At 69.6% G+C, this 12,451-nt stretch carries 12 protein-coding genes; 5 read left to right on the top strand and 7 right to left on the bottom strand.

All coding sequences use genetic code 11. The features are described 5' to 3' along the window. Positions 1 to 142: 142 nt before the first annotated feature. Positions 143 to 1,138 (bottom strand): hypothetical protein, encoded by a 996-nt coding sequence (locus ACQPXB_RS00850; RefSeq protein WP_432849116.1) that lies wholly within the window; start codon positions 1,136 to 1,138, stop codon positions 143 to 145. 31 nt (positions 1,139 to 1,169) lie between these two features. After that, positions 1,170 to 2,285: a hypothetical protein gene (locus tag ACQPXB_RS00845; RefSeq protein ID WP_432849115.1), complete on the bottom strand. Its 1,116-nt coding sequence runs from the start codon at positions 2,283 to 2,285 to the stop codon at positions 1,170 to 1,172. A 121-nt stretch (positions 2,286 to 2,406) separates the two neighbouring features. On the opposite strand from ACQPXB_RS00845, the gene ACQPXB_RS00840 reads away from it, so the two are divergent. Beyond that, positions 2,407 to 3,207: a DUF2470 domain-containing protein gene (locus ACQPXB_RS00840; protein ID WP_432849114.1), complete on the top strand. Its 801-nt coding sequence runs from the start codon at positions 2,407 to 2,409 to the stop codon at positions 3,205 to 3,207. Positions 3,208 to 3,872: 665 nt separating this feature from the next. Here the strand turns inward: ACQPXB_RS00840 and ACQPXB_RS00835 are convergent. After that, positions 3,873 to 4,340, bottom strand: coding sequence for a PPOX class F420-dependent oxidoreductase (locus ACQPXB_RS00835; RefSeq protein ID WP_366577081.1), 468 nt, complete (start codon positions 4,338 to 4,340; stop codon positions 3,873 to 3,875). A gap of 22 nt (positions 4,341 to 4,362) precedes the next feature. On the opposite strand from ACQPXB_RS00835, the gene ACQPXB_RS00830 reads away from it, so the two are divergent. The 3 genes from ACQPXB_RS00830 to ACQPXB_RS00820 all read left to right on the top strand — a co-directional run bounded on the left by ACQPXB_RS00830 (position 4,363) and on the right by ACQPXB_RS00820 (position 7,125). After that, entirely contained in the window at positions 4,363 to 5,187 is an 825-nt protein-coding gene (locus tag ACQPXB_RS00830) for a CPBP family intramembrane glutamic endopeptidase (protein WP_366577079.1), read from the top strand. Between the two features lie 51 nt (positions 5,188 to 5,238). After that, entirely contained in the window at positions 5,239 to 6,423 is a 1,185-nt protein-coding gene (locus ACQPXB_RS00825) for an arginine deiminase (protein WP_432857205.1), read from the top strand. 150 nt (positions 6,424 to 6,573) lie between these two features. Then, entirely contained in the window at positions 6,574 to 7,125 is a 552-nt protein-coding gene (locus ACQPXB_RS00820) for a ferritin (RefSeq protein WP_366577078.1), read from the top strand. A gap of 864 nt (positions 7,126 to 7,989) precedes the next feature. On the opposite strand, the gene ACQPXB_RS00815 is transcribed toward ACQPXB_RS00820, so the two are convergent. The 4 genes from ACQPXB_RS00815 to ACQPXB_RS00800 form a co-directional block, all read right to left on the bottom strand. Next, positions 7,990 to 8,817 (bottom strand): hypothetical protein, encoded by an 828-nt coding sequence (locus tag ACQPXB_RS00815; protein ID WP_432849113.1) that lies wholly within the window; start codon positions 8,815 to 8,817, stop codon positions 7,990 to 7,992. Further along, positions 8,814 to 9,383 (bottom strand): SigE family RNA polymerase sigma factor, encoded by a 570-nt coding sequence (locus ACQPXB_RS00810; protein ID WP_386943688.1) that lies wholly within the window; start codon positions 9,381 to 9,383, stop codon positions 8,814 to 8,816. The genes ACQPXB_RS00815 and ACQPXB_RS00810 overlap by 4 nt, the downstream gene beginning before the upstream one ends. Before the next feature lie 122 nt (positions 9,384 to 9,505). Then, positions 9,506 to 9,859: a DUF952 domain-containing protein gene (locus ACQPXB_RS00805; RefSeq protein WP_366577073.1), complete on the bottom strand. Its 354-nt coding sequence runs from the start codon at positions 9,857 to 9,859 to the stop codon at positions 9,506 to 9,508. A 125-nt stretch (positions 9,860 to 9,984) separates the two neighbouring features. After that, positions 9,985 to 10,860 carry a DUF5926 family protein gene (locus ACQPXB_RS00800; RefSeq protein ID WP_366577071.1) on the bottom strand — a complete coding sequence of 292 codons (876 nt, stop codon included), beginning with the start codon at positions 10,858 to 10,860 and terminating at the stop codon, positions 9,985 to 9,987. Positions 10,861 to 11,038: 178 nt separating this feature from the next. Here ACQPXB_RS00800 and ACQPXB_RS00795 point away from each other — a divergent pair, with 178 nt between their 5' ends. Further along, positions 11,039 to 12,193 (top strand): cytochrome P450, encoded by a 1,155-nt coding sequence (locus ACQPXB_RS00795; protein WP_432849112.1) that lies wholly within the window; start codon positions 11,039 to 11,041, stop codon positions 12,191 to 12,193. Positions 12,194 to 12,451 lie beyond the last annotated feature (258 nt).

Here is a 12,451-nt window from a genome sequence, read left to right as displayed (position 1 = left end):
CCGCCGCGACCGCCACGAGCACGATGGCCAACGCCAACTGTCGCCCTTCCGCTCGCCTGGCTGCTTTGGTCAGCTCGCAGAACAACGGCAAACGTTCCGCTGTGACGGTGGGATCGGGCTCCCAGAAGTGCATCGGTGCTCCTCAGGCTTCGTCGAGGCGCTGAACGTGGATCCGGCGGCCGCCGATCTGAGCCCGGACGAGTTTGCCGCTGAACCAGAGCTGTCCCGCCGACGCGAACTCGAGAGCGAGGAAGAGGTCGGCACCGGGGACGACGAACGAGACACGCGTGCCGTCAGCAAGCACGCCGCGACCCTCGACCCGCAGCAGGCGCAGCTGCCGCTGCCGCATCCGCACGGAGGAGATGGCCGGGCCTGGGTCGACGGCGAACTCGGACCACCGTCGGGAGCCACCCCCGGCGATCGCGCCGATGACGTACTGCAGCGTCAGTACCGCCGTTACCACCGGTCCGATCGTCAGCACGATGGCGAAGAAGGAGCGGTCGTCCTGCGGATAACCCAGCCGCGCCCAGACCAGGAGTGCCGTCGTCACCCCGGACACCACCATCCTGTGCCGGATCAGGCGGAGGTTCCCCGACTTCCGGGCGGCTTCCCAGGCGTCGGCCGGCGGTGGGGGTGGCTGGGCGCCGTTGCGGAGCGGTTCGGTGCGGATCCGGGCCTTGAGCAGTCCGGCGCCAGGCAACAGGACCCGCGCCCGGTCGCCGTACCGCAGCACCCAGAGCCGCCGTTGCGCGATCAGCGGGGGCTGCGTGGTCCTGGAGGTGATCGTGAGCCAGCCGCCGTCCGGCAGGCGCACCGCGACCAGGCGGCGGCTCACCTCGATCCCGCCAGGGTCGACGTCCACCAGCACGAAGGCCTCCGCGAGCAGTGGTTTGAGCTGCCAGTGGGCGAGAACCGACCGCGCGTGCAGCAGCAGGTAGCCACCGAGCAGGTACGCCAACAGCACGACGTCCGCGACGGAGAGGTGGTAGTCGACCACGACGACCGCGACGACGAACGCCACCAGGACAACGGCGGCGATCGAGCGACCGGTCGCCTGGCGCGGTGACGCGGCAAAGATCTTGTCGAACAACGGCAGCTCCCCGGCCGGGACGGTCGGATCGGGCTCCCACGTGGGCATCGTCGTCACTCCGCTCGGTGGCGTTCGTGGTTCACTGGCCGGCCGGCTGGGCGGCGGGTTCCGCCGGCGCCCGGTCCGGGGCCGGTCGGAACCGCGCCACGCCGATCACGGGATAGCCGGGCACGCCGATGGTCACGACGCCGAGCCGAGCGGCACCGAGCGTCCACAGGCGATCGGAGGCGGCGACGTCAAGCGCGAGGGAGGCGAAGACCTTCGACGTACGGAAGCCGGCCACGCTGCCGTCGGGAAGCCGGACATGCCCCTTCAGCACCGCGCGGAAGCTGCCGCTGAACGTGATCTGCCGGTCCAGCACGGGCAATTCGGTCCACGAGCTCTCCGAGCGCGGCCTGAGCAGCTTCCACAGAGTGACGACGCCGACCAGCGTGTGCATGGCGGTCAACAAACCCAGGACGGCGATCACGGCGGCGGTCGCCGCGGCGAAGTCCACGTCGACCGTCCGGGCGACCACGTCCGCCTTGAGGCCCACCACGGCCCACATCGCCAAGCCGACGGAGATCACGTTCAGCAGGACCACGATCAGCATCGTCGGGACCTTGGCGCGACGGTCCGTGTTGAGCACACGGTCCTCGCGCGGTGGGACCACGTCACGCGGTATCACCGGCAGCTGCTTTGCCCCTCTCACCGGCGCGGCGGCCAGCCGGCCCTTCCAGACCAGTACGATCCCGGGCACCACCACGGAAACGCGGTCGCCGCGCCTGAGCAGCCACAACCGACGTTGCCCGGCTAGCTGCAGGCGGACGCCGGCGGGCAGCCTGGTGTTCAGCCAGCGGCCGTCGGGCAACCGCACACCGACGCGGCCGCGCCGTGCGACCAGACCGTCGGGATCCACCAGCACCAGCTCGAACATGGCGGCCGGGCCCGGCTTCGTCCCGATCCCCGAGACGACGGCCGGCACCCAGCTGAGCAGGATCCGGCAGCCGAGGAAGGCGACGAAGATCGACGCAGGTGCGTTGGCGCCGGCGAACAGCAGGGCAAGGCCGGCCGCCGTGATCACGGACCCGATCGCCACCTGGGTCGCCGCAGTGCGGCGGGCCTTCGCGTAGACGACGCCGAATGGCGGCAGTGCAGCAGCCGGCACCCCCGGTTGCGGTTCCCAGACGGGGATTGTGGTCGTTTTGTCGGTCATGTTCTCCCCAGGTGGCGGTATGGATCACCGGCTATTCGCCACTCGTGCGGGGTGCGTTACGGATCGGGTCTTCCTTTCTTGGCCAGACTCAGGTTAGCCTCACCTAAGTAGGAGGTGACCCGTGACCGAGGCCCCGACATCCGTCCGACGCCCGCCCGCGCCGAACCCCGCCGAGCGGGCCAAGACGATCGCGACGCGCAACGAACCGGCGACGATCATGCCGACCGTCGAGCGCGCCGATTGCGAGGCCGAGCGCGTGGTGCCCGTGCTGCACCACGTGCACCACAGCGGCAGCGTCAGCATCCTTCTGCCCGACGAGCACCCGATGGTGCGCACGTCGCGGCAGACTCAGCGCGGCGAGCTCGCCGTCATGGTCGAGCTCGCCGACCACGCCCCGGTGGAGCTGCGGGAACCCATCCGCGGCCTGCTGTGGATAACCGGGTGGCTCCGGCCGCTCTCGGCGGTCTCGGCGCGCGCCCGCGCCGTGTCCATCGCCGAGCAGCGGCCGGACGAGCGGCTCCTGGACGTCGGCCACGGCCTGACGCTCCTGCGCCTCACCCCCGCGTCCCTCGTCCTGGCCGACGCGGAGGGCACCCACTCGCTGCGTCCGCACATGTTCAGTGCGGCGCCGCCGGACCCGTTCCACAGCTACGAGGCCGAGTGGCTGCGGCACCTGGAGAGCGACCACTCCGACGTCGTCGAGCAGCTCGCGCAGCACCTGCCGCCGAGCCTGCAGCACGGGCGCATCCGCCCGCTCGGCCTCGACCGCTACGGCCTGCGCCTGCGCGTCGAATCCGACACCGGCGACCACGACGTGCGGCTGGCGTTCTCCCAGTCGATCGACAGCCCGCCCAAGCTGGCCGCCGAGCTTCGCCGGCTGGTCGGCTGCCCGTTCCTTCGCCGGCAGCACCGGTCCGACTGACGTGCTTTCCCGGCTGGGGATGATTCGTCGGCCATCCACGGGCGGGGGCATGTCGAGTGATCCACCTGTGGACAACTCGCGGCCATCCCCATGGGGACAGCCCGGCACCTGTCCCCATGGGGATGAGTTGTCCCTGGGGACAAGGACGCGGGCACCTTTGCTAGGTCCGACCCAGCTGGCCATTCACAGCATGCCGAGCTGACCGGCTAAAGGTGGTCGGACCCAATCAGCCGCGCATTGAGCGCCGCCCGGCACAGACAGGCCCGACCGAAGTCCGAGCCAGGTCCGAGCCGGTCCGAGTCAGGTCCGAGCCGGTCCGAGTCAGGTACGACCGAGACGCCGGGACCGGGGGTGTGACCCGCCGAACCTCGTTGGGTTCAACCCAACTGCACGGCGAAGCACGCTCAGTGCAGGCCACCGCTAGGAAGTTAGGTCCGACCCAACAAACCGTTGCCCAGGCTCAGCGCCGGCCGGCGCGGTCGTTAGGCCAAACCCAACGACTCAGGCCCGGGCACGGCGTCGAGCGCTCGAAGTTGGGTCGCGCCCACCGAACCTTCCACAGCCCCCACAGATCCCAGTCGTCGAGCGCTCTGACCCGGCCCCGTACACGACAAAGGCCGGCCCCACCTCAGTGGAGCCGGCCCGTTCGCCAGAGGGGCAGACGCTCAGTCGTCCGCCAGTTCCGGCGGGAAGCCGCCCGTGGCGATGGGGCCCCAGCGGTCGATGGTGATGCGGATGAGGCTCTTGCCCTGCTTGCGCATGGCTTCGCGGTACTCGTCCCAGTCGGGGTGTTCGCCGGAGATGCTGCGGAAGTAGTCGACGAGCGGTTCGACGGAGTCGGGCAGGTCGATGACCTCGGCGGTGCCGTCGACCTGGACCCAGGGGCCGTTCCACTCGTCGGACAGGACGCAAACCGAAACGGCGGAAGAGCGCCGCAGATTGGCGACCTTCGCCCGCTTCGGGTAGGTCGCGATCACGATCCGGCCCTCCGCGTCGACGCCGCATGTGTTGGGCGAGAGCTGGGGCCGCCCGTCGGCGCGGGTGGTGACCAGGATCGCGTGGTGGCGGGGCTTGAGGAACTCGACCAGCGCGTCGCGGTCGACCTTCGTGTTGGTGGCGATAGTCCGAGGCATACCCCGAAGGTAGCGTGCGCTCATGAGCACGACAGAGCGATCGGGCATCAGGTCCTGGCTGCTGCCCCTTCCGCCCGATTCGCCCGCCCCGATCGTGGACGAGAAGGAGCGCCGGGCCGTCAAGTTCGAGCTGGTGCTCGTCTTCGGCATCACGCTCGGCCTCTCCGGCGCGCGCAGCCTGCTGTCCCTTGTGGACTCGCTCTTGCGTCCGGTCCCGCTGGCGCAGCAACAGGTGCAGCTCAACGTCCCGCAGGCCGCCGCCAGCCTGCTCGACCTGCTGCAGCAGCTGCTCAACGCCCTGCAGCTCGTCAGCTGGGGCGGGCTCGGCCTGTACCTGCTGTGGCGCGCCGGCCTCAAGATCCGTGACATCGGCCTCGACCGCCGTTCCCCCGGGTCCGACGCACTGATCACCGTGGGCCTCGCCGCCGTGATCGGGATTCCGGGGCTGGGCCTGTACTTCCTCTCCTACCACCTCGGCTTCAGCCTCGCGGTGCAACCGTCCACATTGGGCGACACGTGGTGGCGGCCGATCGCGCTCACGCTCTCGGCGTTCGGCAACGCGTTCGCCGAAGAAGTGCTCGTGATCGGTTACCTGCTCACGCGGCTGCGCCAGCTCGGCGTGCGCGAGAACAATTCGCTCGTGGGCGCCGCGGCGCTGCGCGGCTCGTACCACCTGTACCAGGGGTTCGGCGGGTTCGTCGGCAACTTCGTGATGGGCCTGGTGTTCGGCCGCGTCTGGCAGCGCACCAACCGGCTGTGGCCGCTGGTCGCCGCGCACACCCTTTTCGACGTGGTGTCTTTCGTCGGTTATTCACTCCTGAAAGGCCATCTTTCCTGGCTCCCCTGACGCGCGCTCATTAGGCTCGACCTCGTGAACGACGTGACGGCACCGCCCAGGGTGGACAGCGAAGTCGGACCCCTTCGTGCAGTTCTCCTGCACCGGCCGGGAAACGAGCTCAAAAGGCTGACGCCCCGCAACAACGACCAGCTCCTCTTCGACTCCATCCCGTGGGTGGACCGGGCCCAGCAAGAGCACGACGCATTCGCGGAAGTGCTTCGCGGCCGCGGCGTCGAAGTACTCTTGCTGGCGGACACCTTGCGCACGGCGCTGGTGGATCCGCGCGCGCACACGGCGGGCGTCCACGCGGCTGTGGATGAACTGCGCCTCGGCGCCGACCTCGCCGATTCGCTGCGTTCGCACCTGAGCGGCGTCGACGCGAACACGCTCGCCGAGGTCCTCATGGCGGGCATGACGTTCGAAGAGCTGCCGACGTCGGAGGGCTCTTCGCTGGTGCGGATGATGCGTGACCCGCACGAGTTCGCCGTCGACCCGCTGCCGAATCTACTGTTCACGCGCGACTCGTCGGCGTGGATCGGCGACCGCGTGGCGATCTCGTCGCTGACCATGCCCGCGCGCCGGCGCGAAACGGCTGTGCTCGACCTCGTCTACGCGTACCACCCGCGCTTCCGCCACGCGGCACGCGCGTACGGCGCGCACTCCGCGCCGATCGAGGGCGGCGACGTGATGCTGCTGGCCCCGGGCGTGCTGGCCATCGGCGTCGGCGAGCGCACCACGCCGGCGGGCGCGGAGTCGCTCGCGCGCTCGGTGTTCGCCGACGGTCTCGCGCACACCGTGCTCGCCGTGCCCATCGAGCAGTCCCGCGCGACGATGCACCTGGACACGGTGTGCACGATGGTCGCGGTCGACGCCGTCGTGATGTACCCGCTCGCGCGCGATTCGCTCACCGCGTTCACCGTGCGTCCCACCGGCGACGGCGGGGTGAAAGTCGCGGGGCCGGCACCGTTCTTGAGCGCCGCCGCCGAGGCAATGGGCATCGACCGCCTGCGCGTGATCGACACGGGACTCGATCCGGTGACCGCCGAACGCGAGCAATGGGACGATGGCAACAACACCCTCGCGCTGGCCCCCGGAGTCGTCGTCGGGTACGAGCGCAACTTCGAGACCAACGAACGCCTGGCCGAAGCCGGGATCGAGGTCCTGGCCATCGCCGGATCCGAGCTGGGCTCAGGTCGCGGCGGCCCACGCTGCATGTCGTGTCCGATCGTCCGGGACACGATATAAAGCGAAGTTAGCCTTCCCTAAATGGTGGAATTAATTAAGGGAAGGCTAACCAAAATAAGGGATGATTTCTTTAGGAATGGTAACCCTAATAGGGTGGATATCACCAGCTAAAAGTGGAAATTAATCGAGAGTTGTCGTACCGTCATTGGCATGGCCCTCACGAAGAAAGAACCGCGCTCGAAGTTCTACGAACTGCTGCAGGCGCAGATCCACAACGAGTTCCACGCGTCCCAGCAGTACATCGCGCTGGCGGTCTGGTTCGACAACGAGGACCTGCCGCAGCTCGCTAAGCACTTCTACAAGCAGTCGGTGGAAGAGCGGAACCACGCGATGGCGCTCGTGCAGTACATGCTCGACCGCGATCACCACGTGGAGGTGCCGGGCGTGAAGGACGTCCGCAACGAGTTCTCCGCCCCGCTGGAGCTCCTCGAGCTCGCGCTGGAGCAGGAGAAGGAGGTCGCCGCCGACGTCTCCGCGCTGGCGAAGGCCGCGCGCGCCGAAGAGGACTACATCAGCGAGCAGTTCACGCAGTGGTTCCTCAAGGAGCAGGTCGAGGAGATCTCCCAGATGTCCACGCTGGTCACCGTCGCGCGCCGCGCAGGTGACAACGTGTACGAGATCGAGAAGTTCCTCCACCGCGAGTCCGTCGGCACGTCCCCCTCCGACGCCGCCATGCCCCCCGTCGCGGGCGGCGCCCTGTAAGGCTGCCGGCTCAACCGGCCCAGCCAACGGGCGCTTGTCACGACCAGACGAGCCATCGCGGAGCCCGGGTTGTCCCCACGTGGACAACCCGGGCTCCGTCGTTTGTAGGGTTCGCGGCCGCGCGGCGCCGGCTCGTGCCGCTCGCAGTCAGCCCGCGCGGTTGATTCGCTAGGTCCGGCCCACTCAATCATCCACAACGCCAGCCCCAACCAGCACCAGTAGCGCTGCCCGCAGCCAAGCTGAAGCTCGCTAGGTCCGACCTGCTCGGCCACCCACAACACCAGACCCACGCCAGCGCAAGCGCTGTGCACAGCCGAGCTGCAGATCGTTGGGCCCGCCCCATCCAGTTATCCACAACGCTGGGCCCATGCCAGCACCAGGAGCCCCGTGCACAGCCGCGCTGGAGTTCATTGGGTCCGACCTACCCGACTGCCCATAGCGCCTCCCACGCGACAGCCGCCGCGCAAACTCCGCGGCGCCGCGCCCAGGACGCATTAGGTTGGCCCCAGCCAACTCCATCCGCAACGTCCGAGCCCCAAGAGCCCGCGCCAGAGGTACGTGCGAGCGACTGGTGGTTAGTTGGGTCAGTCATAGCCAGTCATCAACAACAGCCCGAGCCGCAGCATCTCTTCGAGTCGCGAGCTAAGGGTCGGTAGGTCCGACCCACCCGGCTGTCCGCAGGTGCAGCGGCCCGTTGCGAACTCACTGGGTTCGACCTACCCAGGCCGCCCACGAACGCAGTTGGCCGGCAGCTCACTAGGTCGAGCCCACCCAGTCGGGTCCGCTCATCCACAAGGCCCCGAACAGAGAGGAACCCGGGCTCTCCCCCTGTGGATAGCCCGGGTTCCTCGGTCGGCGCCGGGCTCAGCCGGCGCAGGTTTGGTTGGCGGAGCGGACGTCGAGGCTCGAGACGGAGCCGTCGTCGGCGAGGGTGAAGTGGTAGGCGCCCTCGTCGCCGGTCGGTGCTACCAACTCGTCGGAGGCCTGCGATGTTCCCGGGTACGCGGCGGTCACGTCTTCCTTCGCCGAGCCCTCGCCGACGCCCTCCGGTGTGTGGGCAGCGCCGTCCGGCTTCACGACCACCACGCCGGCGTCCGGCGAAACCACGGCTGTCGCGGCGGGGACGCCTTCGCCGGCGACGTCGTAGTACGTGCAGCCGGCCGATTCCTTGACCGCCGTCAACGTCAGACCCGACGAGGCGAGCTGCTCCTCGGTCATCCCGAGCTTCAAGGCTCCGAGACCGTCCGCCGTCAGCAACGGTCCCTTCGTCACCTTCGTCGGTGCGTCACCTCGCGTCGACGCCGGCGGTGAATGCCGCTTCGGCGGAGCGGTGGACACGTGCGACGGCGCGGCAGGCGGGTCCACGGGCGGATCTTCAGCCGCCGGCGGCGAGGCCGAGGCCACCGGCGCGACTGGCGGCGGAGCGGACACGTTCGGCACTGTCAGTCGCGAAGCCGTCAGGTCGGCCGCGCCCGTCGTGGCCTGGAACTTGAACACCACGAGCCCGCCCGACACCAGCGCGAGCGCGCACACCGCCCCGGACGCCGACACCAGCACCTTGCGCCGCTGCCGACGTCGCCGCGCGCCGGCCATGATCGCCGGGGCCGCGTCGGCCTGCGGTGCGACGCCTAGCCGGTCGTCGGAAAAGAGCGCGCGCAGCCGCTGTTCGAGCTCGTCTTCGGAGACGTTCAACCCGCTTCGCTCCCTTCTCCGTGCTTCAGCTTCGTCCGCAACGAAGCGATGGCCTTGCTGGCCTGGCTCTTCACCGTCCCCTGGCTGACGCCGAGCGCTTCCGCGATCTCGGCCTCGGACAGTCCTTCGTAGTAACGCAGCACCACCACCGCACGTTGCCTCGGCGGCAGATTTCGCAGCGCCTGCCACAGCGGCTCGTGCTCGAACGGGTCGTCCGGCGCGCACGGGCTCGTGTCCGGCAGGTCCGCGACGAGGTTCTCCCGACGCGTGCGTCTCCACCGGCTGACGTGCGCGTTGGCCATCGAGCGCCGCACGTACGCGAGCGGGTCTCCCGTCTTCTGCTGGACATAGGACCAGCGCGAACCGATCTTCTCGAGCACGGTCTGCACCAGGTCCGCGGCGTCGTGCGGGTTGCCGGTGAGCGCGTGGCCGTAGCGCAGCAAGCCGGGCAGGCTGGCTTCGACGAAGTCGCCGAACTCGGCGAATACCCTGGGCTCGGCCGCCGCCCGCGCGCCCGCGACCCACGTCGGTTCTCCCCCCGAGATGACCGGTGCCGCTGCCGTCACCAAATCGCCCCCTCCCCGGATGAGATCGCCGCGCACCGCGTCCTCGTCATCCCCCACACGCATGGCAGCCCCCGCAGGTTGTCCAGCTCTCGCGACTACTTTCCGTGAACGTTCACGCGATTTCAGCGCACGGAGAGCGACTCGGGCAGCTTCAACGAACCGTCCGCGCCTGATGGGAAATCGTGTACCGCGACCACAGCGTTTCGCGGGATGGGGCCGTAGATGTGCGGAAAGAGGATCCCGTCGGGGTGCGGCGGGGCGCCCTCCTCCCAGACCACGCGCGCGTCGACCCGCGTGGGGTCGATCTCGAGCAGCAGGAGGTCGGTGCGGCCGCGGTAGATCGCGTTCGCGGGCAGGCTGACGGTGCCGGGGTCGGAGCAGTGGATGAACCCGATTTCGGCGAGCGAAGGTGCGGTGTATCCGCCGGCCTCGGGCACGGCGGCCCACTCGTCGCGGGAACAGATGTGCAGGATCACCCCGACGATCGTGCCACCGCAGGGGCGTGTCGAGGTATGGGTTTACCCGGTGAGCGGGTGTGACTTCGGCGCTGCGATCAACGCTGTGGAAGTTCGGCGTCGAACTTCCACAGCGTCCGGTCGAATCAGCGAATCGTGAGCTGGCGGCCGATGAGGCCGTCGCGTGCGCGGCGCTCGGTGGCGTTGAGCGGCTCTGCTTCGAGCGACTTCAGCGCCTCCTCGAGCCGGGCGCCGAGCTGGTCCTTGGGTTCGGCCCATTCCCGCGCGTGCGCCTCGGGGTCGAGGTCCCACACCGGGACGAGCAGGCCGTGGGCGCGGAACGAACCCGCGTACCGCGTGCCCTCGCCGAGGCCCAACGTGCCCGCCGCGGACAGGCGCGCAAGCGCTTGCAGCAGCAGGTTCTCCGGTTCGGGACGGACCCAGCGCAGGTGCGCCTTCTCGCCGGCGAGCACCCAGTACGCACCGGCGCCGAGGCGTTCGGTGGGCATGATGGCGGCGTTGGCGCGCTCGAGGGACACCGCGACGTCGCCGCTCGCGTCCGCGTCCTCGGGCAGCCACCAGCCGAAGTCGCTGTGGAGCGTGAGCTCGAGCTCGGCGGCGGGCGCGAGCAGGTCCTGCAGGCGGTTGTGCTCGTCCGGGTCGGTCGGGGTGGTCGTGTCGGGGACGGACAGGACGTCACCCGGCTTCGCGTCGAGCACCCAGCGGAGTGACCGGCCGAGGTCGCGGCTGATGTCCGACGACCGCGTCTGCACCTGCAGCCCGAGGTAGCGCTGCCCGTCGGACCGGACGAACGCCGCGGCCGCCATGGGCAGCACGGTGCCGAGGGTGACGTCGCCGCCTTCGGCGAGCGTGAGCTTCGCCGTGGCCGACGGCACGAACTCGCGCAACGCGATCAGCTCCGGCTCCGCGGCCAGACCTTCGAAGGGCTGCCCGACGAAAACGTCGCGCACCTTCGGTTTGCGGTCCGGCTTGGGACCCTTCTTCCGCGCGCCTTTACCCACTTCAGCCTCCTCAAAGCTCGACGCCAGACGCTATCGAAGCGGGGGCCGTGAGGGGCGCCCGGGTTACTGATCCGGCCAAAAGCACGCCGCCCCCTACGCGGCGCGTAACTGTTGTTACGAAGCCATTCGGCCGTGGCTGTGGTCGGATTGGTAACGATCGGCGCAGTAGAGTCGGCTCGTGTTCGACGCTTCCGATCCCGCCTTCCTCGCCGACCCGTACCCCGCGTTCGCCGCGCTGCGCGCCGAGGGCGAGGTGCACCACCACGATGGGCTCGACCTGGCGATCACCGTTTCGCACGCCGCTTCGGCCGCCGTGTTGCGCCACCGCGGGCTGGGCCGGATCTGGACGGACGCGCAGCCGCTGGAGCGGTTCGCGTCGTTCAACCTGCTGCACCGCAACTCGTTGCTGGAGAACGAACCGCCGGCCCACACGCGGCTGCGGCGCGTGATCGCGGGCGAGTTCGGGCGGGGCCACGTGCAGCGGTTGCGGCCGATGGTCGCGCGGCTCGCTTCGTCCATGGTGGACACACTGGCGGGCAAGATCGAGGCCGACGGTAGCGCTGACCTGCTGGAACACCTCGCGCAGCCGTTGCCGGTGGCCGTGATCGCGGAGCTGCTCGGCATCCCCGTCGAGGACGGGCCGCGGCTGGTGGCGTGGAGCAACGCGATCGTGAAGATGTACGAGTTCGGCCTGCCCGAAGCCGGCCGCGACGCCGCCGAGCAGGCCGCGGCCGACTTCGTCGCATACCTGCGCTCGGTGGTCAGCGGGACGCCGGGCGGGATCGTCGCCGACCTGGTGGCCAGCGAGCTCACGCCGGACGAGGTCGTGGCCACGGCCGTGCTCCTGCTGATGGCGGGCCACGAGGCGACGGTGAACGTGATCGGCAACGGGGTGCTCGCGCTGCTGACCCACCGGTCGGAGTGGGAACGACTTGGGTCGGACCCAAGTTTGCTCGACTCGGCTGTGGAAGAACTGATCCGGTTCGACGCACCGCTGCAGCTGTTCGAGCGCACGGCCACGGAGGATGTGGACATCGCCGGGTACCGGGTGGCGCGCGGCACGAAGATCGGCGCGCTGCTGGGTGCCGCGGCGCGGGATCCTCGGGTGTTCGATTTGCCGGACGTGCTGGACATCGGGCGCTCGCCGAACGCGCATCTCGGTTTCGGGATGGGGATCCACTACTGCGTGGGCGCGCCGCTCGCGCGGGTGGAGATCGCGGCGGCGCTGTCAGCACTGTCCACCCGACTGCCGGGGCTGCGTCTGGCGGCCGAGCCGGAGCGGCGGCCGGAGTTCGTGATCAGGGGGTTGAGGACGTTGCCGGTGACGGTTTGATCGGTTCTTGGCTGGCCGGGCGCTGGCTAGGTCGTGCTGGTCGGGCGGGTCAGGATGATTCGGCGGGTCGGATCGGGTCCTGCTGGTCGGGCGGGTCGGGTCCGGCTGGCCAGGTGCTCCGGTCGAGCCGGGTGGTCTGATTTCCCCGGCCGGATCGGCCGGCTCGGCAGGCCAGCCAGGCGCGTGGACCTGGTCGCTCGAATCGGTCGGCCGGGCTGGTCGGCCGGGCTAGTCGGTCGGCCGGGCTAGTCGGTCGGC

This window comes from Amycolatopsis sp. CA-161197, from assembly GCF_050942255.1.
Classification (GTDB): Bacteria; Actinomycetota; Actinomycetes; order Mycobacteriales; family Pseudonocardiaceae; genus Amycolatopsis.
This window is presented reverse-complemented; position numbering and strand designations above follow the sequence as displayed.

What these genes read in the sequence shown, in the direction of transcription:
- ACQPXB_RS00850 (WP_432849116.1), bottom strand. Translation starts at nt 1,138, where the DNA reads ATGCCCACGTGGGAGCCCGATCCGACCGTCCCGGCCGGGGAGCTGCCG.
- ACQPXB_RS00845 (WP_432849115.1), bottom strand. Translation starts at nt 2,285, where the DNA reads ATGACCGACAAAACGACCACAATCCCCGTCTGGGAACCGCAACCGGGG.
- ACQPXB_RS00835 (WP_366577081.1), bottom strand. Translation starts at nt 4,340, where the DNA reads ATGCCTCGGACTATCGCCACCAACACGAAGGTCGACCGCGACGCGCTG.
- ACQPXB_RS00830 (WP_366577079.1), top strand. Translation starts at nt 4,363, where the DNA reads ATGAGCACGACAGAGCGATCGGGCATCAGGTCCTGGCTGCTGCCCCTT.
- ACQPXB_RS00820 (WP_366577078.1), top strand. Translation starts at nt 6,574, where the DNA reads ATGGCCCTCACGAAGAAAGAACCGCGCTCGAAGTTCTACGAACTGCTG.